The organism is Arthrobacter sp. StoSoilB19 (assembly GCF_019977275.1).
Taxonomy (GTDB): Bacteria; Actinomycetota; Actinomycetes; order Actinomycetales; family Micrococcaceae; genus Arthrobacter.
In genome coordinates this window covers 3784900-3811419 of sequence record NZ_AP024650.1, presented here as the reverse complement: position 1 = coordinate 3811419, position 26520 = coordinate 3784900, and the positions used below count along the sequence as shown (strand labels likewise).

23 protein-coding genes are annotated in these 26520 nt (G+C 65.7%); 12 read left to right on the top strand and 11 right to left on the bottom strand.

Annotation, left to right across the window (positions count from 1 at the left end):
- The first annotated feature begins 3 nt into the window (after positions 1 to 3).
- Positions 4 to 486: an Lrp/AsnC family transcriptional regulator gene (locus LDO86_RS17615; RefSeq protein WP_026265990.1), complete on the top strand. Its 483-nt coding sequence runs from the start codon at positions 4 to 6 to the stop codon at positions 484 to 486.
- 244 nt (positions 487 to 730) lie between these two features.
- A complete protein-coding gene (locus tag LDO86_RS17610; RefSeq protein ID WP_018770705.1) occupies positions 731 to 2731 on the top strand; it encodes a rhamnogalacturonan lyase in 2001 nt (666 codons plus the stop codon).
- A gap of 505 nt (positions 2732 to 3236) precedes the next feature.
- On the opposite strand, the gene LDO86_RS17605 is transcribed toward LDO86_RS17610, so the two are convergent.
- From LDO86_RS17605 to LDO86_RS17595, 3 genes are all read right to left on the bottom strand, one after another.
- Positions 3237 to 3659 (bottom strand): hypothetical protein, encoded by a 423-nt coding sequence (locus tag LDO86_RS17605; protein WP_018770703.1) that lies wholly within the window; start codon positions 3657 to 3659, stop codon positions 3237 to 3239.
- A gap of 59 nt (positions 3660 to 3718) precedes the next feature.
- On the bottom strand, positions 3719 to 4540 hold the full coding sequence (locus tag LDO86_RS17600) for a hypothetical protein (RefSeq protein ID WP_224084126.1): 822 nt from the start codon (positions 4538 to 4540) through the stop codon (positions 3719 to 3721).
- Between the two features lie 523 nt (positions 4541 to 5063).
- Complete coding sequence (locus tag LDO86_RS17595; RefSeq protein WP_026265989.1) at positions 5064 to 5942, bottom strand: MurR/RpiR family transcriptional regulator; 879 nt, start codon at positions 5940 to 5942, stop codon at positions 5064 to 5066.
- A gap of 101 nt (positions 5943 to 6043) precedes the next feature.
- Here LDO86_RS17595 and LDO86_RS17590 point away from each other — a divergent pair, with 101 nt between their 5' ends.
- The 3 genes from LDO86_RS17590 to LDO86_RS17580 are packed head-to-tail and all read left to right on the top strand — an operon-like array spanning position 6044 to position 9161.
- The gene (locus LDO86_RS17590) at positions 6044 to 7438 is read left to right on the top strand and encodes an MFS transporter (RefSeq protein ID WP_026265988.1); all 1395 of its coding nucleotides are present in this window, start codon (positions 6044 to 6046) and stop codon (positions 7436 to 7438) included.
- Positions 7435 to 7926 (top strand): GAF domain-containing protein, encoded by a 492-nt coding sequence (locus LDO86_RS17585; protein WP_018770699.1) that lies wholly within the window; start codon positions 7435 to 7437, stop codon positions 7924 to 7926. The genes LDO86_RS17590 and LDO86_RS17585 overlap by 4 nt, the downstream gene beginning before the upstream one ends.
- Entirely contained in the window at positions 7923 to 9161 is a 1239-nt protein-coding gene (locus tag LDO86_RS17580; protein WP_018770698.1) for an amidohydrolase family protein, read from the top strand. Before LDO86_RS17585 ends, LDO86_RS17580 begins: the two co-directional genes overlap by 4 nt.
- 70 nt (positions 9162 to 9231) lie before the next feature.
- Here LDO86_RS17580 and LDO86_RS17575 read toward each other — a convergent pair whose 3' ends face one another.
- The 3 genes from LDO86_RS17575 to LDO86_RS17565 form a co-directional block, all read right to left on the bottom strand.
- Complete coding sequence (locus LDO86_RS17575; protein WP_018770697.1) at positions 9232 to 10200, bottom strand: SRPBCC family protein; 969 nt, start codon at positions 10198 to 10200, stop codon at positions 9232 to 9234.
- Positions 10201 to 10377: 177 nt separating this feature from the next.
- Positions 10378 to 13035 carry a Tat pathway signal sequence domain protein gene (locus tag LDO86_RS17570; protein ID WP_224084125.1) on the bottom strand — a complete coding sequence of 886 codons (2658 nt, stop codon included), beginning with the start codon at positions 13033 to 13035 and terminating at the stop codon, positions 10378 to 10380.
- Between the two features lie 144 nt (positions 13036 to 13179).
- Positions 13180 to 13335: a hypothetical protein gene (locus LDO86_RS17565; RefSeq protein WP_018770695.1), complete on the bottom strand. Its 156-nt coding sequence runs from the start codon at positions 13333 to 13335 to the stop codon at positions 13180 to 13182.
- 227 nt (positions 13336 to 13562) lie between these two features.
- Between LDO86_RS17565 and LDO86_RS17560 the strand changes: the two genes are divergently transcribed.
- Complete coding sequence (locus tag LDO86_RS17560; protein WP_018770694.1) at positions 13563 to 14174, top strand: NADPH-dependent FMN reductase; 612 nt, start codon at positions 13563 to 13565, stop codon at positions 14172 to 14174.
- A gap of 93 nt (positions 14175 to 14267) precedes the next feature.
- Here LDO86_RS17560 and LDO86_RS17555 read toward each other — a convergent pair whose 3' ends face one another.
- Entirely contained in the window at positions 14268 to 14744 is a 477-nt protein-coding gene (locus LDO86_RS17555) for an ATP-binding protein (RefSeq protein WP_018770693.1), read from the bottom strand.
- A 169-nt stretch (positions 14745 to 14913) separates the two neighbouring features.
- On the opposite strand from LDO86_RS17555, the gene LDO86_RS17550 reads away from it, so the two are divergent.
- Complete coding sequence (locus tag LDO86_RS17550; protein WP_026265987.1) at positions 14914 to 15666, top strand: ZIP family zinc transporter; 753 nt, start codon at positions 14914 to 14916, stop codon at positions 15664 to 15666.
- A gap of 12 nt (positions 15667 to 15678) precedes the next feature.
- Here the strand turns inward: LDO86_RS17550 and LDO86_RS17545 are convergent, their stop codons facing one another.
- A complete protein-coding gene (locus LDO86_RS17545) occupies positions 15679 to 16383 on the bottom strand; it encodes an ABC transporter ATP-binding protein (protein WP_018770691.1) in 705 nt (234 codons plus the stop codon).
- 26 nt (positions 16384 to 16409) lie between these two features.
- The gene (locus LDO86_RS17540) at positions 16410 to 17513 is read right to left on the bottom strand and encodes an ABC transporter permease (protein ID WP_018770690.1); all 1104 of its coding nucleotides are present in this window, start codon (positions 17511 to 17513) and stop codon (positions 16410 to 16412) included.
- 166 nt (positions 17514 to 17679) lie between these two features.
- On the opposite strand from LDO86_RS17540, the gene LDO86_RS17535 reads away from it, so the two are divergent.
- The 4 genes from LDO86_RS17535 to LDO86_RS17520 all read left to right on the top strand — a co-directional run bounded on the left by LDO86_RS17535 (position 17680) and on the right by LDO86_RS17520 (position 21616).
- Positions 17680 to 18999, top strand: a complete 1320-nt coding sequence (locus LDO86_RS17535) for a sensor histidine kinase (protein WP_018770689.1) — start codon at positions 17680 to 17682, stop codon at positions 18997 to 18999.
- Positions 18992 to 19651, top strand: coding sequence for a response regulator transcription factor (locus LDO86_RS17530; protein ID WP_018770688.1), 660 nt, complete (start codon positions 18992 to 18994; stop codon positions 19649 to 19651). The genes LDO86_RS17535 and LDO86_RS17530 overlap by 8 nt, the downstream gene beginning before the upstream one ends.
- 86 nt (positions 19652 to 19737) lie before the next feature.
- Positions 19738 to 21351: an AMP-binding protein gene (locus LDO86_RS17525; protein WP_018770687.1), complete on the top strand. Its 1614-nt coding sequence runs from the start codon at positions 19738 to 19740 to the stop codon at positions 21349 to 21351.
- A 79-nt stretch (positions 21352 to 21430) separates the two neighbouring features.
- Positions 21431 to 21616 carry a hypothetical protein gene (locus LDO86_RS17520; RefSeq protein WP_018770686.1) on the top strand — a complete coding sequence of 62 codons (186 nt, stop codon included), beginning with the start codon at positions 21431 to 21433 and terminating at the stop codon, positions 21614 to 21616.
- 189 nt (positions 21617 to 21805) lie between these two features.
- Here LDO86_RS17520 and LDO86_RS17515 read toward each other — a convergent pair whose 3' ends face one another.
- Entirely contained in the window at positions 21806 to 22324 is a 519-nt protein-coding gene (locus tag LDO86_RS17515) for a GNAT family N-acetyltransferase (RefSeq protein WP_018770685.1), read from the bottom strand.
- A 127-nt stretch (positions 22325 to 22451) separates the two neighbouring features.
- Between LDO86_RS17515 and LDO86_RS17510 the strand changes: the two genes are divergently transcribed.
- Complete coding sequence (locus tag LDO86_RS17510) at positions 22452 to 23690, top strand: GAF domain-containing sensor histidine kinase (protein ID WP_018770684.1); 1239 nt, start codon at positions 22452 to 22454, stop codon at positions 23688 to 23690.
- 59 nt (positions 23691 to 23749) lie between these two features.
- Here the strand turns inward: LDO86_RS17510 and katG are convergent, their stop codons facing one another.
- Positions 23750 to 26044: a catalase/peroxidase HPI gene (gene katG, locus LDO86_RS17505; protein ID WP_018770683.1), complete on the bottom strand. Its 2295-nt coding sequence runs from the start codon at positions 26042 to 26044 to the stop codon at positions 23750 to 23752.
- Positions 26045 to 26520 lie beyond the last annotated feature (476 nt).

The following is a 26520-nucleotide window of genomic DNA, read 5'->3' as shown; positions in this document are numbered from 1 at the left end:
AAAATGCTCAGTATGCACCGCATTGATGCCCTTGACGCTGAGATCCTCCTCACACTTGACCGGGATCCGCAGGCCACGGTCCTGTCCCTCTCCAGGACGCTGGGCGTTGCCCGCAATACGGTGCACGCCCGGCTCCGCCGGCTGGTCAACGACGGCAGCCTGGCGCCCTTCAGCCAGCGGGTGCGAACGGAAGCGCTGGGCCTGCCGCTGATTGCCTTCATCTCGATCTCCATCAGCCAGTCCGCCAGCGACATTGCCGTGGCAGCGCTGCAGACCATTCCGGAAATCATCGAGATGCATGCCACCACCGGGGACGCGGACCTGCTCGCCAAGGTGGCCGCAAGGGACCCCGCCGACCTGCACAGGATCACCAACGCGATGCTGGCGATTGACGGCGTCGTCCGCACCAGCACGGCCATGTCCCTGGTGGAAGTCATGCCCACCCGCACCCTGCCGCTGCTGCAGGCGGCGACGGGGAAGCAGTGAATCCAACGAGGTGGGAAACAAACGCAATGGAACAAAATCTCCCAATTACTTCCGTCACACTATTGACCATATTTGTCATGCGCTGATAAACCTAAAGGGCAGAAAGCGTTTCCCCGCAGCTTCCATCCCTCCTCCACATCACTCGGGAGTGAGATCCTTGCCGCGAATGAAACGTTCCAAACTGACGTGCGGCAGACTCAGCTGCCGCCGCATCAAAGGAGATGTTCTTTTGGCACAACCCTCAATGTGTTCCCCGCAATCCCCAGCGGGCAGGGCCTGGAAGGCCGCGCCGGCCGCAGCGGCGGCAACGCTCGCCGCAGCACTGGCTTTCACTGGCGTCCCGCTTGCTGCTGCTGATCCCGGCCAGGCCGGGCCGGCCGCCCAGGCCAGCCCCGCCGCCCCGGCACCGTCCGGGCCCACACGCCAGGTGGAAACCCTGGACCGTGCCCCCGTGGCTGTGCTCACGGACCGGGGCGTCACCCTGGGTTGGCGGATGCTCGGCCTGGACAAGGACAGCGTGGGCTTCCACGTCATCCGTGACGGCGTCCAGATCACCGACGAGCCCATCCGCAGCACCACCACCTATGTGGATCCTGCGGGAACGGCGGCCTCGAAGTACGTCATCAAGACGGTTGGGAACGGCAACGGGCAGGGCAAGCTCAGTGCCGAATTCAGTCCGCTGGCGCAGAACTACCTGCCCATCAAACTGGACAAGCCCGCCGACGGCGTCAGCAAGGACGGCAAGCCGTACACCTATACGGCCAACGATTCGAGTGTGGCGGATCTGGACGGCGATGGCGGCTACGAAATCATCCAGCTCTGGAACCCGTCCAACGCCCAGGACAACTCCAAGTCCGGCTACACCGGCAATGTGTACGTGGACGCCTACAAGATGGACGGCACCAAGCTTTGGCGAATCGACCTTGGCCGCAACATCCGTGCCGGCGCCCATTACACCCAGATGCTGGCCTACGACTTCGACGGCGACGGCACAGGCGAAGTGGCCTTCAAAACTGCGGACGGCACCACCGATGCGGCAGGGACCGTCATTGGCGATGCTGCGGCTGACTACCGCAACAGCGCCGGCTACGTCCTGTCAGGGCCGGAATTCCTCACTGTGTTCAACGGTGCCAGCGGCACCATTATGGATACGGTTCCCTATGATCCGCCGCGCGGGAGCGTAGCCGCCTGGGGTGATGGTTACGGCAACCGCGTGGACCGTTTCCTTGCCGGAGTGGCGTACCTCGATGGTGAGCACCCGTCCATGATGTTCAGCCGCGGCTACTACACCCGCACGGTCCTGGTCACCTACGACCTGGTCAACGGCAAACTGGTCAAGCGGTGGAAGTTCGATTCCGACGTGGCCGGGGCCGAATACAAGGGCCAGGGCAATCACAACCTGTCTGTGGCGGACGTGGACCAGGATGGCAAGGATGAGTTCGTCTTCGGCTCCATGACGGTCGACGACGACGGCACGCCGCTGTACAACACCAAGCTGGGCCACGGCGACGCCATCCACACCGGCGACCTTGACCCCTCGCGGCCGGGCTTTGAGACGTTCGCCGTACACGAGAGCATGTCCGCGAGCGGCAATCGCGGTGCCACCTTCCGCGACTCCGCCACCGGTGAAGTGCTCTGGAGCATTCCCGCTGTCAAGGACACCGGCCGAGGCGCCACCGGCGACATCGACCCCCGGTTCCCAGGCTCGGAAAGCTGGGCCGTGGGCGGTGACGCTGCCTGGAACTCACCGGCGGGGTTCCTGATGTCGGCCAAGGGCGAGCGGATTTCGGACAAGATCCCGGCGGCCAACTTCATGGCCTGGTGGGACGGCGACCTGCTGCGGGAAATCGTTGACCACGACTTCAATGCCGAGGCAGGCGTGGGCGTACCCACCATCTCCAAGTGGAACTGGGAAACCGAAACCAGCGACCGGCTCCTGACAGCCACCGGCGCTAGGACCAACAACGGCACCAAGGGCAACCCGTCACTGCAGGCCGACTTGCTGGGTGACTGGCGCGAGGAACTGGTGTTCCCCTCCGCCGACAGCACCGAGCTGCGGATCTACACCACCACCTCGCCCACCGAGGTCCGGCTCCGCACCCTGATGCACGACCCCATGTACCGGACCGGCGTGGCCCGCGAGACGGTCGGCTACAACCAGCCTCCGCACCCCAGCTTCTTCATCGGTGAGGGCATGCAGACGCCGGCCTCACCGGCTGTCTTCTACGCAGGCAAGGCCAGGTAAGCCGCCGGACTCCGGCGAAGTCATCATGCAGATGCAGCCTGATTAAGGGCTATATGGAGGATCGGGAAGGGCGCGCTCAGCTACTCGGGGCGCGCCTTTTTCATGTCGTCGATCGGGAGGCCAGAGCCCAAAGATTTGGCGCTGCCACAGGTGCGGAGGGGTGCTGTGGGACCACGACGGGCCCCCGTTCCGACGCAGTGCGCTGGAACGCGGCGCGTGCTTAAGCGTCTGCCCGTCTGGCGGCGGTGGGCGCAGTTGTTCCCGGCTCGCGGCAAGGCGGCCACGGCGGGGCACCAAAAGCCGCCGGAATGCTTCACGCTAGTGAGGATTCTTCATCTCGTCGACAAACTCCTGCGCTATCTTCGACATCAGGGTCAGCGCCTCTTCCTCAGTTATCGCCGCACCTGTGTTGGCACCCATGTCCAGAGACACCGTTCCGGCAAGGACGCGGAGCCCGACCCCAACAGCGTTGCCGTCGAAGGATTCCTTGGTCAGGTACGCCTTCTCACCAATGTCCGGACCAGGGAGGAAGTTGAATGGTGAACCTCTGGGGTCCATTGGCTGAGGAAAGTGTCTGGTCAAACATGGCGCAGCGAGCCATCAGCTCCGGGCTGTAGTCAAAGTCCGCTTTGGCGAGCGTCTCCCGAGGCGCGCTCCGCACATCAAAGAGAACCATGCCCATGCCTCGATTGCCGGCGTTGAAGATCTCGGCCAGCGCGAAGCCCATGGAGGGATCCAATTGCGCCTCGTGCTGCCACGACCTGTGGAAGACGTTGCATTCACCTGGCTCGGTCGGACCGAGGATCGGCGGAGTCGATCCAGACGCCGGTGGTTGGGTGATCAAGGCATAGGACTTGCGGACCATGGCTGTGTCTTCGGCCCTTCCGCCGTAAGGCTCCAGCACTTTGCTGCTGGCTTCTGGATGCATCGGGGTCCTCCTCCTGTTGGTTTCCGTCCCAGAGCTTGTTGGGGCGGGCAGGGGCTGTCTCAGAAGTCGATCCCCTTGACCAAGGTGACGAACTGTTCCTTAACCTGCTCTTCGGTGGGTCCAGCTGGTGAGATCAGGATCTCTGCGACGAATATGGCCATGTTCTGGCCGCGGGCCACCATCAGTGACATGTAGGTAACCGGTACATCACTTGGCGGCCGGAGAGCCTTGGGTCCGCCCGGGTCTGATCGGATTAGCAGGATTGCTTTGTCTCCAACGCCTTCGATGCTTTGGCCATCAGGCGGCATAGGCCCCGAGAGCGCGGACGCACCGCCTTGATGGAGCTCGATGGCGAATTTGAGCGAGTCCGCCCCGGGCGTACCCAGAGCACCAAATTGGTACCGACAGTTACCCTCACCCGGGAGAACCTGCGCCTGCGTTGTGGTGCCAAAGGCCTGCTTGAGCGCGTCTACGCTTACCAAGGCACATACGGGATTGTTCGTCTCAGTCTGGGGACCGACGGGCGGGGCGGGCGGTACACGGAGTTCAGCCCCGTTGCCCCACCCGCCCTCGACAAGGGCCTGGGCAAGTGCGCGCGCCGCGGCGTCGCCGTCCGGTCCCGGGGTGTCCGGTGACATTGGCGGCATGGCCACGATCCGCAGGTCGAGCGACTCGTTGCCGCGGACAGCCTTGAGCACCGTGTTTGCCGACGCCCCGCCGGACTCGCCGCGGAACCAGCCCGACCACTGCATGCATGCGAAATCACCGATGCCCTCAATGACCGAGCAGTCCGGTGTCTTTTTCGTTTCGGCGATCTCCGCCGCCGACGCGGGTGAGGTCAGTGAAACGGTGAGCGCAAGGACCTTCTCCGCCTTGCTCATGTAACTGCACACATACCCCTGGCTCCCCGCCGGTTTGCCCCCTGGGCCCATTTGGGCCAAACCAGGATCGATCTTTACGGCGATCTCGGGTGTGATCAGGTCACAGGCCGGACTGCCCGACTTGGCTGAAGCTGACCGCGTTGGTCCGGACAAGGGGGACTGCATTGGTTCGGATGAGGGCGACGCTGTTGGTGACGGAGGCGCACCGCCTTGCGCGCACCCTCCGAGGAGAAGGGCCTGTGCCGCGACAAGCGCAAGACCTTTCCACGGGGAAAGTTTCCGGTCAGCGCTCATTGCTTCCCCCTCCACCTCCAAAAAGCTGCCAAGCATCCGGCTGTTCTAATGCGCTGATGCTATGGGTGTGAAGGGCGGGTCGAAAGAGGCTAAGGACCCGCTGAAAAGAGAAGACGTGAACCGCTGAACATCACCGTGAGTTGTTCCGATGAAGCCGCGCGCACATCAGTACCGATACACCGGCCACCCACCTGAACGACTACCTCTGCCGGTCCTATCATTGGGCAGCTTATGAACTGGGCCGCGGGTGCATGATCCGCATCTGGTCCCAGGTGCGTTCCGAAGCCGCGATACTCCGCGTCGACCGATCGCGATCCAAGGAAGCGAGCTCAACAGCCACAGCCTGCACCGCCGCCACTGCGCCCGTCAGGGAGGGGAAGAAGCCCGCACTTTCGGCAGGCACCACAATCCGGTCCGTTGCATGTTCCGCAACCGGTGAGCTGGCGGTGTCCGTGATGGTAACGATCCTGGTGCCGAGACTGTGTGCGATGTCCACGGCCCGGACGGTGCTGTCATAGACGCGCCAAAGGCTGATGGCAATGACCAGATCGTCCGGCGTCAGGCGAGCCACAGCATTGGTCAGTGCCGCCACGTCGGCGTCGAACAGCCTGACGTCGTACCCGGCAATGATGGCGTTGTGTTCCAGCGCCTTACCCGGAATGGCATAACTGCCGGCAGCAATAATGAGGGTTTGCCGCGCACCTGCGATGGCCTCGGCAACCGCATGGACCACGCCCGGATCCACGGTCCGCTCCAGGTGCGCCAGGTTGGACCGATCGGTGGTCAGCGAGGCCTGCGCCGGGCTGCTGACGTGGCCGTTGTGTTCGGCGGCGATTTCGACTGCGCTCAGCGATGCGAGGAACCGGGAGCGGAGCTCGAATTGAAACTCAGCCCACCCCTTGAAACCAAGCGTTTGGGCGGTGCGGGTCACGGTCGACGCGTTCGACGATGCCGCGGCCGCTATGTCGCTGACTGAACCGTAGGAGGCCAGCCGGGGCTGGGATCGAAGGACACCCAGTACCTGCAGCTGCCGGGCTGCAAGCTTGCGTCCCTGGGCCTGGCCGTCGAGCCATTCGGTCAAGGTGGCGCTGTTAACTTCTTGTTTCACCTATTGACCTCCGCAAGTGATCCACGTAACTTCAATCTACATGCACGGATCTGTGCAAATTCTAAAAACTGTACAACTTGGCCCACTTCGGCAGGATTCCCATGTCTCTAACAGCTCGCCTGGACCGGCTCCCACTCAGTCGTCCACACTACAAGCTTCTCCTTATCGGAGGGCTTGGATACTCCTTTGACGGCATGGACGGCGCGGTCGTGGCTTTCCTGCTGCCCCGCATCCAGGAACTCTGGGGCCTCAGCACGGCGTCCCTGGGCCTGGTTGGCTCCGCTGCGCCGCTGGGCTTCTTCTTTGGCGCTATTCTTTCCGGCTGGATGGGGGACCGGTTCGGGCGCAAGAAGGTCATGCTGTGGGCCCTTGCCTTCTACTGCGCCATGTCCGTGGTTGCTGCCATGGCGCCCAATTTTGAAGTCTTCCTTGTTGCACGTGTCCTTGCAGGGCTCGGCGCTGGAGCGGAAAGCGTCATCATCGCCCCGTTCCTCTCAGAGTTCATCCCGCCCAAGCGGCGTGGCTGGTTCATCGGGACGCTGGCCGGGTTCTTCTCCTTCGGCTTCGTTGCCGCCGCATTCATCGGACGGTTCGTCGTCCCCGTGGGCGACGACGGATGGCGGTGGGCGCAGGTCATCACGGCAGTTCCCATCCTGCTGCTCCTCTGGTGGCGCCGCAGCCTGCCTGAATCACCCCGCTTCCTCATGAGTCAAGGCCGTGCGGCGGAAGCCCAACGCGTGGTTGAAGGCTTCGAGCAGAAGGTCCTCCGCGCAACAGGCAAGGAGTTGCCGGCAGCGGAGGAAGGCGTCGAGGATATTGCCAAGCATGGGCAAAAAATCAGCATTTGGAACGCCCTGAAGGTCATGTGGTCGCCTGCCCTCCGTCGCAGGACCGCCGTGATCTGGCTGATTTGGTTCGTCATCACCTTCTCCTACTACGGATTCTTCTCCTGGATCCCCACCCTTCTTGTGGGGCGCGGAATCACGGTCACCAAGAGCTTCGAATACTCCATCATCATTTACCTGGCCCAAATCCCCGGCTACTTCTCCGCCGCCTGGCTCTGCGACCGCATCGACCGCAAGAACACCATCGCCCTGTACCTGGCGGGCTCGGCCCTCAGCGCGTTCTGGCTCAGCCAATCCAGCGATGCCGGGATGATCCTGGTGGCGGCAGCAACGCTTTCCTTCTTCCTCAACGGCACCTACGCCGGCGTTTACGCATACACGCCGGAACTTTTCCCCACGTGGATGCGGGCTACCGGCGTAGGGCTGGCAAGTGCCGTTGGCAGGGTGGGAAGCATCCTGGCCCCGTCCATCATCGGTGTGTTCGCCGCAACCCTGGGCTTCGGCGGTGTCTTCACCATGACCACGGTGGTCCTGGCAGTCGGCGTTCTGGGTGTGGTCATCTTTGGAACGTCGACAGCGGGCAAGTCCTTGGAAGATATCAACGCCCGCACTGAACCGGAGCGCCCGGCCGCAGTGGGAGGCGGCAAATGAACGGATCGAAAGTCGACGCAGCACTCCAGGCCGTCTACGGAGAATTGCGCCAGGATCCTGGAGTCATCCTGTTCACCGCACTCCGTTGGCTGCAGGCAGACTCCGTATTGCGGCGTGTGTTCACCAGCCATCCAGAGGAGTACCCGCTGGGTGCTGAAAAGTCCGTGGAAATCTCTGCAGGCTGGCTGGAAACCGTCATAGCTAAGCAGCAGCCATTCCTGGCACCCGATCTGGAGTCGCTGGCCGAAGTGTTTACTGATGTTGCCCTGATTCAGTCCCTCGGATGCGGTGCGGTCATCAATATTCCCGTGGTCTCCGGCGGTGCGGTGGTGGGTGTGTTGGCACTGCTTGATGCCGAAGGAAAGTACACCGATCGGAGCCTCAGCACCGCATCAGCAGTTGTGTCCGCTGCGACCGAAGAGATCGCATCGGCCTTTATCAATTCAGACCAAACCGTCTTTACCGGAAAGGAAGCAGTCCGCCCGTGACTCAATCCACCCAACCACTTGTCATTAGGAACGCCAGTGTCCTGGACGTTCACGGCGGCACCTTCTCGGTCGCCGACGTAGTCACAGCAGGCGGAAAAATCAGGAGCGTAGAGAAGGGTGCGGATGCTCCGGAAGAAGCGCAGATCATTGACGGAACGGGCAAATATGTCATCCCGGGCCTCATTGACGCCCACGTGCACGTCGTGGCCTCGAGCGCGGACTTCCGTTCGCTGACCTGGACTCCGCCCTCCTATGTGTATGCGCAGACCGCCCGAATCATGCAGGGTATGCTGCGGCGGGGCTTCACCACCGTCCGTGACCTTTCAGGTGCAGATTTCGGCCTGGCGAAGGCGCAGGCCGAAGGGCTTCTTGAGGGTCCCAAGCTTCACTTCTGCGGGCGGGCCCTCAGCCAGACGGGTGGCCACGGCGATATGCGCCTTCCCGGCGAGGACCATGAGCCCAACCGCAAAGGCTGCTGCGGGATCGGCCGGGTTGCCGATGGTGTGGACGCCGTGCGCGCCGCGGCCCGTGACGAGCTCCGCAAGGGAGCCCACCACATCAAAATCATGGCCTCAGGAGGGGTATCGTCCCCCACCGATCGCATCGACTCCACCCAGTACTCGCGCGATGAAATGCGGGCCGCCGTGGAGGAAGCGGAGGCGGCCAACCGGTACGTCGCCGCGCACGCCTACACTGCCCGCGCCATCAACCGGGCCCTGGAGGCAGGAGTCAGGTCGATCGAACACGGCAACCTTCTTGATGACGAGAGCCTTCGTCTCTTCCTGGAAAAGGACGCCTTCCTGGTGCCCACCCTGGTGACATATTGGGCCCTGAAGGAAGAAGGCCGGGAGTCCGGGCTGACGGAGGAGATGTGGGCCAAAGTGGATTCTGTCCTAAACAGTGGACTTGAAGCCATTGCCCAGGCCCACGAAGCAGGCGTGAAGCTGGTCTACGGTTCAGACCTGCTGGGCGGCATGCATCGTCACCAGAACGAACAGTTCAGGCTGCTGGGAAAGGTCCAGCCGGCCATCGACGCTATCCGTGCCGCGACCACCACGGCCGCCGAGTTACTGGGAAGGCCCGGTGAAATTGGAATTATCGCGCCCGGAGCGGACGCCGACATGCTCGTCCTGACGGCTGATCCGGTACAGGACATTGCTGTGCTTGCCGACATGGCTGACCATCTTGAGTTCGTCATCCAGGACGGCGCCGTCATCCCGGGGGCCGCAAACTAAGCAGTGACGGCAAAGCGCCGCCCGCCTTTGGGGGAAAGGCGGGCGGCGCTGGTTCTTGGGTTGGGACGGGTCAGTGGCCGCCGAGGTTGCCACCCACAGGCGGAAGGCCGCCGTCGGCGTTGCTGTCGTCCTCGCGCCGTTCGCCGGCGCTCAGGTTTTCGCCGGCAACCGTGTCATCGGACTCGCCGGTGGTGTCCACGAGGCCGTTGGTCTGGTCAAAAGCGTGGCCGATCCTGTCATCGCCCAGGTCGGCGACCGAGCCGGTGGAGCCGGCCCCCGACGTCGTGCCTGGGGTTGTGGTATCAGTTGTCCCCGTGCCCGGGTAGGCGCTGCCGGTGGTGGCGCCGGTGGTGAGGGGCTCCGCGGGCACAACCGGTTCTGCCGGGACCGCGGGAGTGGTCTGCGTAACCGTCACGTCACGCGTTTCGGTGTCTTCCTTGTTGCCGCTGGCAGCCATGGCCGCTGCTGCGCCCGCAGCCGCTGCGATGCCGACGCCGGCCGCAACCTTGCCGGAGACGCCGGCCTTGCCGGAATCGCCGCGGGAGCCCCCTGCATGTTCAACACCGGGCGTGCCCACAGCTGAGCCGGCATTGACGGATCCGCGCCAGGCGCCGCTGGCGTAGCCTTCGTCCTCAATAAATTCCTTGAACTTCTGCAGGTCCGATTCCGCCTGCCGGTCCACGACGTTGAGCTTGTCGCCCACCTTCTCGATCAGGCCTTCGGGCTCGTATTCGAGGCTCAGCCGGATGGAGGTCTGGCCGCCTCCCACGTCCTCGAACTCCACAGCGCCGGCGTTCGTGGCACCTTCGGTCGCGGCCCACGCAACTTTGCGGTCCGGGACCTGCTCCAAAATCTTGGCTTCCCATTGCCTGCGGACGCCGCCGATCTCGGCCACCCATTCCAGCCGGTCGTCACTGAGCTGGGTCACGCTCTTGACGCCGCCCATGAAGTGCGGGAATTCCTCGAACTGGGTCCACTGGTTATAAGCGGTGCTCACCGGTACGTTCACCAGAATGCGTTTTTCCACCTTCGTGCTCATAACGTCTCCTTCGCTTTGCTACCGGAAACCAATGACTCGGGAAGAATCATCAGCATGCTTACTAACATACCTTTTGATCTTGGATGTTTCCAGAGTCCAACTTGGTCATGGGGGAAAACGTACGACGGCGGCACCCGGCCAGGTGCCGCCGTCGCGGTTTTGTGCCACGCAGGAGTGTCAGTCCAGGTACCGGCCCACGAGCGCCAGGTTCTGGATGACTGCCAGCCCGAACTGGGCGGTGTCATTGGTGGACACCGTCGGCGCCTCGTCCACGGGCGCCAGCACGTGGGGCGGCTCGATTTTCCGCAGGGTGAAGGCCGATTCGTGGTTCAGGTGCTCCCCGCCTTCGGCAAAGCTTTCCCATGCCCGGGCTGCCAGTTCTGGGTCCTGCAACCTTGCCGCCGCGTAGGCCGTCAGCCTGCTGTGGGCCTGGGTGAGATGGATGCCGTCGAGCGGCTGGCCCACGGCTTCCACCTGTTCCTCCTTCGATGCCAGAAAGAGCCGGCAGTACTGCAGCCAGGACCGCTCGAACTCCGGGTCCGGCACCAGGTCCACCAGCTCGCTGCAGATTTCCACCAAGCCGAACACCGCGCTGAGGTGTGACACCTGGATCTGCTCGCGGCCGGAGTCGAACCGGCCCTTGTCCAGGTCATACAGCGCTTCACCGGTGAGGAAGCCGTACTTGAGCGCCCCGATGTCCGCCATGGTGCCCAGCAGCCGGTCGCGGGAACGCGGGTTGCCGGTGCGTTCCCAGTCCGTCAGCCAGGTTGCGGCGAGGGAACCCCAGTCCGTCCCCAGCCCCACGCCAAGTGCGCCGCGGTTGGGGCGGTAGGTGTCGGCATCCGGGCGGACCTTGCGCACGGGGTCAAGACCCAGGAAGTTCTGGTCGCTGTCCACCAGTTCGGTCAGCAGGTCCCCGGTGCGCTCGTCCGCCGTCAGGTAGTAGTAGAAACGCCGGTAGGCCGGCGTGCTGATCCGCAGCTGCTTGGCGCTGCAGCCCCAGTGCTGGACGTTGTGCCGTGAGCCGAGCCCCTTCCAGGGACCCAGGTGGTAAACGTCCACTTCTCCCGTGTGCCGGGTCATGGCCTCGGCAAAGCGGAAGACTTCCGCCCGGCCGGAGCGCAGGTAGGAGTACCAGAGCCACAGGTCGGGGGACAGTTCCGAATTGTCCCAGGCGTAGCCGCCCACGTCGTACCGCCACACGTGCCGGTCAAAGTCGTAGGTGTGCATCACGTCGCCGTAGTTCCAGAAGCCGTACCAGCGCCGCTGTTCCACCTGGCCGGCGTAGAAATCGAACAGGAAGTCCAACCGGTCTTCAAGCACGGCCCGCGCGGGAGTGCTCCGGTCCACCGGATCCCAGTCGCCAAAGACGCCCGCCGAGTGCAGATACTCCGGTGTGGCCTGCAGCAGGGCCGGGGTGGCGGCGGAGGCGGCGTCGGCCGCGAGGGTTTCGGTGGGCGGGGTGGCATCGTAGGCGAACAGGGTCAACTCGTGGGTGCGGGCAATTCCCGTGGGGTTGCCGAAGCCCGGCTCATAGTCCTCATACGTGATTTCCAGGCCGTCGAGCTGTTCCTCGAACGTTTCCTGGCCCAGGCCGTCGTGGTAGAAACGCAGGTCCATGGGCTGGGCCTCGGGGGAGAACAGCCACGCCGTGAGCGAGGCCTCGCCGGTGGCGGCGCCGCGGATGTCCAGCTGGCCCGGGTGGGACTGCCAGAAGTCCTTGATGCCCACCCCGAGTCCGCCGTGGGTATCGCTCAGGGAGCAGAAGCCGCCGGCGCGGGTGCCGCCGGTGATTCCCACCCAGCCGTGGCCGGCGGCGGTGCGCTTGCGCAGCTCGAATCCGTCGGCGCTGAGCTGGCTGAGGGTGTAGTCGCCCCACGTGGGAACCAGGTGGAGGCGGGTCGAGACGTCAGGATTCCAGGTATCCGGCGGGGGAGTGGGGCGGCCGTTAATCTGCGCCTCCCGTACGTCCCCGCCCGGGTCGCGGCGGAGTCCGGTGAGGCCGCGGACTGCCTCGGCGAGGAACCCGCCGTCGGCTCCGGCGATGCGGATGTGCCGGTTGTGCAGCTCCGCCGCCAGTGGCACCGTGAACCGCACGCCCAGTCCTGCCAGGAAGTCCTGGTCCGCGTCTCCGTCCCAAATGAAAGAGTGCACCATCCGCACGCTGCGGGCGTTGGCATGGAAGTAGAAGCGGACCACAAACGGCAGCCAGTCCCGCTTTCCGCTTTGTGGAGTGTCCGGACGGTGGTTGCCTTCCAGCCGCACCACCGCCCGCACGGGGCCGCTTTGTTCCAGGACGACGGCGGTGACCCCGCCGGTGAAGGCGTCCCGGCCAACCGTTCCCGCGCCCTCGGGGACGCTGTCCTGCAGCAGGCTGACCAGCCGGGCGTCCCGGGCAACTTCCCGCCCGTTCCGGGAAAGGGTGCTGAACAGGGTGGAACCGCCGCGGTTGATCACCATCTGCAGGACGCCGGTGTCCACGGTGAGGGTGTCCGCACTTTCGGTGACCGTGACGGACGCGCCGGCCGACGACGGCTGGCTGGGTTCGGCGGCCGTGCCGCCGTCGGCCCTCACCTGATAGGTGTCCGAGGGCGTGTCCGTTGCCGGCAGCGCAATGCCCGCCCACTTCAGGGACCCGTCCGGCCAGGTGGCCAGGGGCCAGGCCTGGTTGGGGACCGGCGTGCCGCTGCCGTCCGCAACTGACAACGCCTCCACACCTTGCGCGGTGCCGCGCGGGAACGGCATCCCCCACGTGGTTCCGCCGCTGATTTCTGCGGGTGCCTGCCCGTCGATCCACCTGATGAGGGTGTTGTCCGTCATGTCATCCAATTCCACTGGTGATTGCTGCGCGCGGAAGTCCCGATAGTGGGAAAGCGCTTTCTCGATGACCTACAACGTAGTAGACAGGTGGCGTGCGTGCAAGGGGATTTTGCCAGGCGGGACGGTTGGCTGCTGGGCCGGGGGCTGGCGTCCGGGCGGCTATTTCCTGGCGGGGTCCCCGTCGTCGTCTGCTCCCTCGGCGGGGTCCTGGGAGTGGACGCGGATGTCGGCAGGGTCTGCGTCCGGATCGCCTTCGGCGGGCGATTCAGCGTGGACCCGGTCGTCGTCGTCGTTCCGTGAGCGATCTTCAGTCATGGCTGCTCCTCGTGGCGCTGATTCGCGGTACCCCTCATTCAGCGCTCCGCTCCATGACGTGTCAAGGACCTCCCACGCACTCTGGCCGCAGCAGGGCTTGTGTGCTGGACTGGTGAAGCAGTGAGCACCAACCGCCGTTTCTTCGCCCCTCCGGGCTGCTGGGACGGCGCCATTTCCAACCCAAACCGACCCAGCCGGCGCGGCCCGGCTGTTGGAAAGGACCACTCATGGCAACGTACAAGATCGGATATTTCGTGGGCAGCCTGGCCAGCGGTTCCATCAACCGGGTTCTGGCCAAGGCCCTGATCAAACTCGCGCCCGGGGAACTGGAATTCACGGAGATCCCCATCAAGGACCTCCCGCTGTACAGCTACGACTATGACGCCGACTTCCCGCCGGAGGGCCGGGCCCTCAAGGAAGCCATCGAGGCCGCGGACGGGATCCTCTTCGTGTCCCCGGAATACAATCGCTCCATCCCGGGAGCCCTCAAGAACGCCATCGACTGGGGATCCCGGCCCTGGGGCACCAACTCCTTTGCCCGCAAGCCCACCGGCATCATCGGCGCCTCACCTGGCAGCATCGGGACGGCCGTGATGCAGTCCTCCATGCGGGCCGTCCTGAGCTTCCTTGACGCACCGCAGCTGAATGCGCCGGAGGCCTACGTCAAGTACGATCCCAAGGTTTTCGGCGACGACGGCGAGGTCAAGGACGGGTCCACCGCCAAGTTCCTCAGCCACTACATGGAAGAGTATGCGGCCTTCGTGGCACGGGTCCTGGCCGCCAACGCGCCCGGTCACATCGGTGACCTGGAACCGGACGCCGCCAAGCTTTCCCGCTGATTCCCTGGCGGGTCTTCATAAGGCATACGGATGCCCGCCGTCCCAGCAACGGCGGGCATCCGAGTCTTTATGCCGGCATCGCGAGCCGGCGGGTCAGTCCAGCGGCAGCGTCACCGTCACGCTGGTGCCCTGGCCGGGGCTGGAACTGATCTCCACTGCGCCGCCCGCTTCCTGCACGGCGACCGCCATGAGCCGCAGGCCGTAGCCGTGGTGCCGCCCGCTCTTGGCGAGGATGCTGTCGAAGCCCGTGCCGTCGTCGGCCACTACCAAGCGGATGCCGTGGTCAACAGCCGCCAGCTGGATGCTGAGCGTGGACGCGGACGAGAATTTGAACGCGTTGCTGAGCGCCTCCCGGGCCGACTGGTACAGGAGGGACGCGCAGTCCGCCGGGATCTCGACGCCCCAGTGTGGAGTATCCCAGTGGACCGAGGTCCCGCGCTGCCTCAGGGGGGCGGTAAGCCGGTCAATGCACCCGGCCAGTCCCAACGTGTGGAAATCCAGCGGCTGCTTGTCCGTCAGCACGCCTCCCACGGTTGTGACCTCGTTGTCCAACGCTGTTCTGCTTCCCATGACTTCCTGCTCCCCACAAGCTGGTTTGGTCCTATGGCTAAAGCGTGGACCTGCAATGTCTAGGGATGGCAAGGTTTGCCTCAAGATCCCATCAATTCTGCCCGTGGAGGGTGACCGGGTGCACTGCTGCCCCTTGTTTCATTGCCGCCGCGCTGGGGACGGAAGAGGTATGCCTACCTGGTTGATGTCACTTGTATGGGGCACCGGTGCCGGTGCTGCCCTGGTCCTGGGAGCTGCCGTGTCCTGGCGGTGGTCCATCCCCTCCAAAATCGTCTCGACGGTCATGGCTTTCGGCGCAGGTGTGCTGATCTCGGCCCTTGCCTTTGAACTGGTGGACGAGGCGGTCAAGGGCGGTGGCCTTTGGCCCACGGTGGCGGGCTTCCTGGCGGGGGCAGTGGTGTACGTGGGCGCCAACGTGCTCCTGGCCAGGGCCGGCGCCAAGCACCGCAAGCGGTCCGGGGACCAGCAGCCCTCCGAAAAGGACAATCCGGGCAGCGGCACCGCCATCGCCGTCGGTGCACTGCTGGACGGCGTCCCGGAATCGGTGGTCCTGGGCGTCGGCCTGCTGGCCGGCGGAGCGGTGAGTCCTGCCATGCTGGCAGCCGTCTTCATCTCCAACGTGCCGGAGGGCCTGTCCGGCACCGCCGGCATGAAGAAGGCGGGCCGGAGCAGGGGGTACGTGTTCGGGCTCTGGGGCGGCATTGCGCTCCTGAGCGGAGTGGCAGCGCTGCTGGGATATGTGGCGCTGGAGGACGCCCCGGATGAGCTGGTCGCATTCATCACCTCCGTTGCCGCTGGCGGCATCCTGGCCATGCTGGCGGACACGATGATTCCCGAGGCCTTCGAGGAGCACCACAACCTGACCGGACTCACCGCGGCCGTGGGGTTCCTGACGGCGTTTACGGTGCACTACCTGGGGTGAGGACAGGGGCCCCTACGCCCCCGTCAGCACCGGCGCCGTCAGCCTGCCGTCCCGCATGGTGGCCACCACGTCCGTCAGCGGCACGAACTCGGTGTCATGGGTGACCATCACGGTGGCCACCCCGAACCCGGTGGTCACCTGGCGGAGGAGCCCGATGATCGAGGCGCTGCGTTCATGGTCCAGAGCGGCGGTTGGCTCGTCCACCAGCAGCACCTTGGGGCTGCCCATGAGTGCCCGGGCGATGTTCACCCGCTGGCGCTGGCCGCCGGAGAGCTGGTGCGGCAGTTTCCTGGCGCTCGCGGAGAGGCCAACGACGTCCAGCAGTTCCGCGGCCTTCGTCCGAGCCGCCTTGGCAGGCTTTCCGCGCAGGTGGTCGCTGATGATGAGCTGTTCGACGGCGGTGAGCGAGGGCAGCAGGTTGGGCTGCTGGAAGATGATGCCCACCTTGTGCCGGCGCAGCGCGGTGAGCTCCTTGTCCCTGAGGCCACCGGTATCGGTGCCGTCAATCATGACCTGCCCGTGGGAGGGGCGGACCAGGGTGGCGGCGACGGCCAGGAGGCTTGATTTGCCGGAGCCCGAAGGGCCCACGAGCGCAACCAGCTGGCCGGCCGGGGCCGTGAGGCTGACCCGGTCCAGGGCGGTGGTGGTTCCGCCGCCGTCCGGATATTCGAGGGTGACGTTGACCAGGCTCAGGGGAGCGGGGGTGGGGGAGGGCATGATGGCGTTCCTTTCGTAAGGGTGGATTAGTTGCCGCCGAGCGCCAGGAGCGCGTCGACCTTGGTCACGCGGCGGACCGCCAGTGCGGCGCCGGCCAGGCCCAGGGCAACAATCCCGACGACGGGAAGCACCGTGGTGCCCGCGTTCAGCAGGAACGGGGCAGCCTGGGCGGCAAGGGAACCGGCCGCGACGCCCACGGCTCCACCGACGGCGGCACCGGCGGTGAGGACGATCGCGGCCTGGGTCAGGGCGTCCCGGAGGATGTAGGCACCGGGCGCACCCATGGCTTTCAGCACGGCAATGTCCCGGGTCCGCTGGATGGTCCATACGGTCAGGAATGCCACGATCACCAGTGACGAGATCCCGTACAGGAACGCCTGCATCAGGGTCAGGGACCCGTTCTCGCTCTTGAAGGAGCCCAGCGCCTGGAAGGACCCGGCGCGTGAGGCGCTGACTGTATGCACGGCTGCGTCGACGGCGGCGCCGTCCACCGTGGCCCCCGGGGCGTAGGTGACGGCGACGACGGTCGCCAGCTGTCCGCCGTCGGACACGTGCGCTGCCCTGGCCCACGCCGGCAGGGCCGTCCACACCACGCTGGTATGTGCGTACCACTGATCCGGCACCACCGCGGCGACGGAAAGCTCCACGCCGCCCAGGGAGACTTTGTCGCCTTGGCCGGCCGACAGAGCCTCCGCAACCGAGGTACCCAGCACCGCGGTGCCGGCGGACACCTCAACGGGTGCCAGCGGGCTTCCCGGGGAAACGCCGAAAACCGCCACGTTGGCCGTGCCCGACCCCTTGACGGTCTGGGCCCGGGTCTGGGTAATGCCCAGCGGCTCTGCGGACCTGACGCCGGGCTGGTTCTTCCAGCGCTCCACCTGGGCGGCCGTCACGGAGCTTTCCGTGTAGGACGCCTTGGGGGTGGCGGAACCGGGAGCGCCGAAGACGATGGTATCCACCGGCCTGGTGCCGGCCGCGCCCAGCTTGTCGATGGCCGACGTCGACTGCTCGGCCAGGCCCGCTGTCAGGCCTGACAGCATGACCAGCAGGAGGGTGATCAGGGCTACGACGCCGCCCATCATGGCGAACCGGCCTTTGGCGAAGCGGATATCGCGGATTGCCAGGAACACGTTGTTTCTTCTCTCAGCAGGGGTGGATTCTTGTGTCCTTCCACTCTCCCGGGGGCTGCCCCCGGCGGCATCGCGGGGACGGTTGATCCTCCGGGATGGAAGGGTTGAGCCGGGAGTCAACCGTTCGGTTGATCCCCTGCAGGCGGTCCCGGCATAAGCTGGGGAAATGCCCGCCATGCCCCCGCCGCAACCACCGGAAAAGGCCGGCGGCATCCCCGCGACGGGGCCGTTGAATGCGCTGGAAAATGCATCGTCGGCGGCAATCCTTCGGGTCCTGCGGGTCACCCTGCACACGGGGTTCGCGGTGCTGCTGGCCGTGGCCCTGGTCCGGATACTGATGTCCGGTGGTTCCCTGCGCTGGCTGTGGGCGGGCGCCGCCGTGGTCCTCGCTGCTGTGTACCTGGCCGGAACGGTCCTCGAAAAGCGCCACGCGGAAGCCCGGATCGGCTTCAACCCCCGCCGTTACGGCCTGCTCTGGCTGGCCCTGGTCACGGGCTTGTGGGCGTTGCTGCTTGCCGGGAGTGCGGACTTTGCGTGGCTGGCGTTCCCCATCTTCTTCCTGCACCTGCACCTGCTGCCCCGGCGGGCTGCGCTGCCGACCATCGCGCTGATGACGGTGGCGGTAGTTGCCTCCCAGTGGGCTGCCAGCGGCGCCCCGGTGCCGCATGCCGCGGCCGTGGTGGGACCTGTGCTGGGTGCGGTCTTCTCGGTAATCACCGGGCTGGCGTACGCGGCCCTGTACCGCGAGGCCGAAAACCAGCGGCGTGCGGCCGACGAACTGCGCCGGACGCGGCAGGAGCTGGCCAGGTCCCAGCACGACGCCGGGATGCTGGCGGAGCGGGAGCGGCTGGCCCGGGAAATCCACGACACCCTGGCCCAGGGCCTGTCCAGCATCGTGCTCCTGGGACGGGCGGCGGAGCAGTCCCTCGCCGACGGTGATGCCGCGACCGCATCCTCACGGCTGGCGCTGGTGCAGCAGACCGCCGCCGACAACCTGGCGGAGGCGCGCAGCTTCGTCCGCGGCCTGTCCTCGCCACAGCTGGAGGGGACCACTTTGGTGGAGGCCCTGCGCCGGTTGTGCGGCAAGACGGAGGCAGGCGCCGCGGCCGCTGGGGTGGCGTTGCGGTGCCGGCTGGAGGTGGACGGTGAGCCGCAGGATCTGCCCCAGCCGGTCCGCGTGACCCTGCTGCGGGCGGCTCAGGCGAGCCTAGCGAATGTCCGCGAACACTCCCGGGCAGCGAACGCCGTCGTCACCCTTGCCTTCCTGGGCACCGAGGTGACCATGGACATTTACGACGACGGCACGGGCTTTGATCCCGCCGCTGCGGCCGGTGCCGCGGACCCAGCGGACGGCAGCGGGTTCGGGCTGCGCTCGCTGCGGGAGCGGGTCGCCGGATTGAACGGGACGCTGGCACTGGAGGCCGCGCCCGGCGAGGGCACCGTGGTGGCCATCCGGCTGCCGCTGGACGGCGGTCCCCGTGGGTGAGGTGCACGTCCTGCTGGTGGACGACCACCCCGTGGTCCGTGCCGGGCTGCGTGCCATGCTCACCGGAATCGAGGGCATCTCCATCGCCGCCGAGGCCGCTGACGGGGCCGCTGCGCTGAAGGAACTGGCCCGGCTGACGGCGCTGGGCGAGGCGCCGGATGTGGTCCTCATGGACCTGCAAATGGGCGAGGGGATGGACGGTGTCACGGCCACTGCCGAGATCCGCAAACTTCACGCCGCTCCGCCGGTACTCATCCTCACCACGTACGACACCGACGCGGACATCCTGGCGGCCGTCGAGGCGGGAGCCAGCGGGTACATGCTGAAGGACGCGCCGCCGGACCAGCTCCGGCAGGCGGTTTTGCAGGCGGCTGCTGGCGGGACGGCCCTGGCGCCGCGGGCGGCTGCGCTGCTGATGGACCGGATCAGCAACCCCGGCACTTCGCTGACCCCCCGGGAGGTGCAGCTGTTGGAGCTGCTGGCCACGGGCCTGTCCAACCGCGCCATCGCCAGGCAGGTCTTCATTTCCGAGGCGACGGTGAAGACCCACCTGGTGCACATCTACGGCAAGCTCGGCGTGGACAACCGCACTGCCGCCATCGCGGCCGCTGCCCAGCGGCGCATCATCAGGCCGCCGGGCGCCAGGGGCTGACCTGCAGTACGTTTATTCCACTGCGTTACAGAGGCCGCTGTTTCCAGGTGCCGCTGTTCCAGGTCACATTGTTCAAAGGAGAATGAATGTCCCGTCCGGTCCCAGCCGTTGATGCCCTTCTTTCCACCTACGGTGCGGCCGACGCCTGCGCGGCCGAACTCCTGTGTGACAGCCACGATCCCAACGCCGTTGCCTTTACGGTGGTTGCTGCCGACCTCTCCGCCGAGGACATCACCTACGGCGAGCTCCGGGAACGCTCGGAACGGGGAGCCGCCGCCTTGGCGGAGTTGGGAATAGGTCCGGGAGATGCGGTGGCCACCCTGATGGGAAAGTCGGCGGACCTGGTGGTCATGCTCCTGGCTATTTGGCGCCGCGGCGCCGTCCACGTGCCGCTGTTCACCGCCTTCGCGTGGCCGGCCATCGAGCTTCGCCTCACAGCCTCCGGCGCAAAGGCTGTGATAACCGACGCCGACCAGCGGGCGAAGATCCACGAAACCGATGCCGCCGTCGTGGTTGCCGGCGCAGAAGCATCCCTGCCGGACCTGGCGCTCACGCCGCTCCTTGCCAGGACGCAACCGGGGATCGCGGCCGAAGCTGTGGGAGGTGACGGTGATTTGGTGCTGATCTTCACGTCCGGAACCACCGGTGCACCCAAGGGCGTACCGGTGCCCGTCCGGGCGTTGGCCGCGTTCCGCCAGTACGTCGAGCTGGGCCTGGACGTCAGTGACGAGGATGTTTTTTGGAATGCCGCAGATCCCGGCTGGGCCTACGGCCTGTACTACGGGATCCTCGGTCCCATGGCGGCAGGGCGGCGGAACCTCCTGCTGCGCCCGGGTTTCTCGCCGGAACTCAGCTTCAAAGTGCTGGAGGCGTTTTCCGTCACCAACTTCGCGGCTGCCCCCACCGTGTACCGCACCATGCGCGCGAAAGCCGGCGCCGGAATCAGTCCTTTCCACCTTCGGCGCGCCTCGTCCGCCGGCGAACCGCTGACCCCGGAGGTGATCAGCTGGGCCCGGGAGGTGCTGGGGGTTCCGGTACGGGACCATTACGGACAGACCGAACACGGGATGATGATCATCAATGCCTGGCATGACGACGTGCGGACGGAACTCAGGCCGGGTTCCATGGGCCGGCCCCTGCCGGGGTGGAGCTGTGCGGTCCTCAAGGACAACGCCGACGAGCCGGCCGCGCCGGGTGAACTGGGCCGGGTTGCCGTCAATGTGGCAGACAGCCCCATGATGTGGTTCAAGGGGTACCAGGACGCACCGGAAAAGACGGCGGAAAGATTCAGCGCGGACGCCAAGTGGTACCTGACCGGCGACGCGGGCACGGTGGACGCGGACGGCTACTATTTCTTCTCCTCCCGTGATGACGACGTGATCATCATGGCCGGCTACCGGATTGGCCCTTTCGATGTGGAGAGCGTCCTGGCCACCCATCCGGCGGTCCTGGAAACTGCCGTGGTGGGCGCTCCCGACGAACTGCGCGGAGAAGTCCTGGAGGCTTATATAGTCCTGGCGGAAGGGACCACCGGCAGTGATGCCCTGGTGGCCGAACTGCAGACCATGGTCAAGACGCAGTTCGCCGCACACGCCTACCCGCGCCGCATCCACTTCGTTGAGGACCTGCCAAAGACGCCGTCGGGCAAGCTGCAGCGCTACATCCTGAGGCAGCAGCGGGCCGCGGAACTGGGCAGCTGACTTCAGGAGATGGCCGCCTTCCGGCGCCTTTTGGGTCGGGGGCTGTTAGCGTGGAGGCCCAGCCACAGAAGGAGGATCGATGTCCATCAATTCACCTGATTCACTGCCCGGGGATGAGCCGCAGGAAGGCTCGGCGGCCGGCAAAGGCAATGCCGACGGCGGGATCCCCGGTGGTAAGGACGGCGTCGGGATTTCCGACGGCGCCGAGCCCAACACCTTTGAACCGGAAGAGGATCCGGATGCCGCGGCGGGGCCAACGGACTGAGTTCCGATGAGATCGCGCAGTGAGCTCCGCTCAAGGTTGGCTCAAGATTGGCCGAAGGTGCCGGTTTTGGACATGTAGGCAGGCTACCGACCGGTAATTTCTTAACTGCTTCCACGTCAGTTCCCCGGCAGGAAGCATTGGAGGCCCCTGCGCTGGAGCTAGACTCGCGCGGGGGCTTCCCCCCATGGGCTAGGCGTTCTCTATCCAATAGCGGCGCTTGCCGTTGCGCGTGTCTTCGTACTGCCCGCCATTCTTTTCAATGGTGGCCCTCGAGCCGGCATTGGCCTCGTCGCAGGTCAGGAGCACCCGTTCGATCCCCAGCGCCCGCGCCACGGGAAGCGCGTCTGCCAACGCTTTCGCTGCATGGCCGCGCCGCCTCGCGGAGGGCCTGACGCTGTAGCCGATGTGCCCGCCTTCGTTGAGGAGGTAGTCGTTCAAGCTGTGCCTGATGGCCAGCGAGCCGAGGAACGTGCCGCCGTCGACAATCCACAGGTAGGTGCAGGGCACGTAGCCGGGCTTCCGCACCGTTTCCGGCCTGGCGTCTTTGATGAGGACGTCAACGAACCGGCTGAACGCCTGTGCACCGATGAGATCGTCCGGGGACCAGCTGTCTGCGCCCGCACCGTCCTGCCGGGCACCGGCAAACTCTGCCGCTGCCTCAAGCCAGGATGAGTGGAGGCTGATGTCTGGTGCGATGAGCTGGGCCATGAGAAGATCCTATGCTGCGGATGTGCCTGCGTTCCGGCCGTGCACGGTGAGCGCGTTCCCGGGAAATCGCTGCTGGCCTGTACTATCGGCCCCGGACCCAAATTTGCGGTCTGAAAGGGGACAATTCATGGCGCGCACTCAGACGGTAACTGCAGCTCCCGCGGATCCGGCCGGGCGGGACGAACTGCTGCAGGAATACGGGTTCGCCTTTGCCGCTGACGAAGGATCCACGCACGCCCCTGACGAGCTGTCTACGGAACCCCTGAAGAACCTGGTTCAGTTGGCCGCCAAACTTTGCGGCGTCCCCTTCGGCGTGATCAATGTTGTCACCTCCGATCAGCAACAGCAGGTGGCGGCCGTCGGCTTTGAGGCCGCCGTCTGCGCCCGCGAAGATTCCATGTGTTCACAAGTCTTCCTTTCGGGGAAGCCGACCGTTGTCCCCGACGCATCCCTGGACCCCCGCCTCGCATCGAATCCGTTTGTGACAGGGGAGATCGCCTCCGTGCGGTACTACGCGTCGGTGCCCCTGGAGACCGCGTCCGGGTTCGTGCTGGGCTCCCTCTGCGTCTTCGCCAATACCCCGGGCACCCCTGGGAAGGACCACCTGGGCATGCTGGAGATCCTGGCCCGCCAGGCCGTCCAGCTCCTGGAACTCCAGCGGCGAACCCTCCAGCTGAACAGCGCCCTCAGCGAGGTGCGCGAAAGCAATGCCAAACTGGCGGAGTTCGCGGGACGTGTCAGCCACGACCTGCGCGGACCCCTCACCACCATGCTGGGCTACGTGGAGATGGCCGGGGACGAGGTGGACGGCGACCACCCTGCGGCCGAGTACCTGCAGATCATCGATGCCAGCGGGCACCGGATGCTCGCCATGCTTGAAGACGTCCTGACCTACTCCCGGATGGGCGGTGCCCTCCAGCGGCAACGGGTCTCCCTCCAGACGGTGGCAGCAGAGGTCGCCAAGGATCTGGGCCTGTCCTTCGGCAGTGGCGCCGTCCTGGACGCCGAGGCTATGAAGCTCCATGTGGATCCCGGCCAGCTGCGCACGCTCCTGCAGAACCTGGTGGCCAACGCAGTGAATTACCGGAGCCCGGACCGGGACCTCAAGGTCCGCATCAGCGGTATTTCCAACTACCACGGAACCACGGTGTTTGTGGCGGACAACGGCAAGGGGATCGCCCCGGAGGACCGGCAGCGCGTCCTGGAACCCCTCGTCCGGCTCCACAGGGACGGTGACGGACACGGCTCGGGTCTGGGCCTGGCAATCGCCCGGCGCGTTGTGGAAGCCCACGGTGGAGAGCTGAGCCTGAAAGAGACGCCGGGCGGCGGCACCACCGCGGTGATCAGCTTTCCCGCCGGACCCTGACAATCGCTTCAAAGGAGTCAGGGCCGGCTGCGGTATGCAGCCGGCCCTGACTTAGGGGTCTAGTTCAGGTCGAAGCGGTCCAGCTCCATGACCTTGGTCCAGGCGGCCACGAAGTCGTTGACGAACTTCTCCCGGGCGTCGTCGCTGGCGTAGACCTCGGTGAGGGCGCGCAGTTGCGAGTTGGAGCCGAAGACCAGGTCCACGGGGGTGGCCGTCCACTTCAGCTCACCGGTGGCGGCATCGGTAATTTCGTAGACATTTTCCTCCGACTCGGACGCCTTCCATTTGGTGCCTGGTGAGAGAAGGTTGACGAAGAAATCGTTCGTCAGGACCTGCGGCCTGTCCGTAAGCACGCCGTGGCCGGCGCCGCCCACGTTGGTGCCCAGGGCACGCATGCCGCCCACCAGCGCCGTCATTTCCGGCGCGGAGAGGTCCAGCATGTAGGCCTTGTCCAGCAGGAGGGTCTCTGGCTGGAGCTTCAGGCCGGCCCGCAGGTAGTTGCGGAACCCGTCAGCCCGCGGCTGCAGGTACTGGAATGATTCGACGTCGGTCTGCTCCTGGGTGGCGTCCGTGCGGCCGGGCCGGAACGGCACAGTCACGGGGAACCCTGCGTCGGCAGCGGCCTTTTCCACCGCAGCCGCGCCGCCCAGGACGATCAGGTCGGCGAGGGACACCTTCTTGCCGCCTGCCTGGGCTGAATTGAACTCATCCTGGACACGCTCAAGGGCCTGGAGCACGGTGGACAGCTGCTCCGGTTCGGAGACGTCCCAGCTGCGCTGCGGCTCCAGCCGGATCCGGGCACCGTTGGCGCCGCCACGGCGGTCCGTCTTGCGGTAGGTGGCAGCCGAGGCCCAGGCCGTGCCGGCCAGTTGCGGGATGGTCAGGCCGGAATCCAGCAGCTTGGCCTTCAGGGAGGCGACGTCCTGGTCGTCAATCAGTTCATGGTCGACGGCGGGAACAGGGTCCTGCCACAGTTGCGGCTCCGGGACCCACGGGCCCAGCATGTGGGGCCCCACCGGGCCCATGTCGCGGTGCAGCAGCTTGTACCAGGCCTTGGCGAACGCCAGGGCGAACTCGTCCGGGTTCTTGAGGAAGCGCCGTCCGATCGCCTCATAGACGGGGTCGAAGCGCAGCGACAGGTCCGTTGTCAGCATGGTGGGCCGGTGCTTCTTAGCGGGATCGTGGGCGTCCGGGATGATCTCGGGGGCGTCCTTGGCCACCCACTGGTGGGCGCCACCCGGGCTCTTGACCAGTTCCCACTCGTACTCGAACAGGATCTCCAGGAAGCGGTTGCTCCATTGCGTAGGCCTGTCCGTCCAGGTGACCTCAAGGCCCGAGGTGATGGTGTCGCCACCCTTGCCGCTGCCGTAGGTGCTGAGCCAGCCCAGGCCCTGTGCCTCAAGGTTGGCGGCTTCCGGTTCGGGACCCACATGAGCATCGGCGGGGCCGGCGCCATGGGTCTTGCCGAAGGTGTGGCCGCCGGCGATCAGCGCGAAGGTTTCTTCGTCGTTCATTGCCATCCGCTTGAAGGTCTCGCGGATGAACGCGGCAGCGGCCACCGGGTCCGGGTTGCCCTTGGGGCCTTCGGGGTTGACGTAAATCAGGCCCATTTCGGTGGAGCCGACCTCTTCGGACATCTGCCCTTCGCCGACGTAGCGCTCGTCGCCGAGCCAGGCATCCTCCGGGCCCCAGAAGATCTGCTCGGGCTCCCACACGTCCTCCCGGCCAAAGGCAAAGCCGAAGGTCTTGAAGCCCATCGATTCCAGGGCAACGTTTCCGGCCAGGACCAGCAGGTCGGCCCAGGAGAGCTTCTGGCCGTACTTCTGCTTGACCGGCCACAGCAGGCGCCGGGCCTTGTCCAGGTTGGCGTTGTCCGGCCAGCTGTTCAGCGGGGCAAACCGCTGGCTGCCGTCACCTGCTCCGCCGCGGCCGTCCTGGACGCGGTAGGTGCCTGCGGCGTGCCAGCTCAGCCGAATCATGAGGCCGCCGTAGTGGCCGAAGTCCGCCGGCCACCAATCCTGCGAGGTGGTCAGGACCTCGGTGATGTCACGCCTGAGTGCCTCCACGTCCAGCTTCTGGAATTCCTCGCGGTAGCTGAATGACGGGCCCAGCGGGTTGCTCGCCTGGCTGTGCGCATGAAGCACGGAAAGGTCCAGCTGGTTGGGCCACCAGTCCTGGTTGGTCCGTGGCCGGTGCCCCTTGGGCTGCGGCGTGTCAATCGCCGGGTTTTCACTTTCGCTGCCCTGGGCCGTGGCGCTGCCATGGGCTACGGGGCACCCACCCTCAACCTTCTGGTCCAGGCCCTGTGCGCTCCCGGGCGTGGGGACCGGGGGATGGTCTTGGGGTTCGGTCATGTGCTTCTTCCTTCCGTTGGGCCGAGGCCGCGGTTGGACTCGGGCAGCCGGTGCAACCCTCCTATTGGAACATAGACGCGGGGGAGGGAAACCCCTCTTTTCCAGGAGGGATCCGTTCTCCAAGTGAGGGAACGTAACAGTTGGTCAACCGGTTGGGAGGCTGCCGCTGCCCCCAGCCATAATCAAAGTGCGGGTCCTCTCTCAGTCAGTCCGCACTCTCCATTTCTTCCCACCCTTTTGCGTGGGACTTTCGAAATTTCAGGAAACAACTTCATGGACGGTTCAAGCCTTGTAGCCCTCTTCCTTGCGAGGAGCGACGACACTGCCACCAGCGCGCTGCCGCGTGCGCCGAAGAGGGTTCGGGTAAAGAAGCCCGGCCTGTCACCCTGGTCAATCCTGCGGGGCCGGACGGCAAGTGTGCTGCACCGCCTTGCGTGGGCGATTGAGCCTGACACGGAGGGCACCTTCTAGCCCCC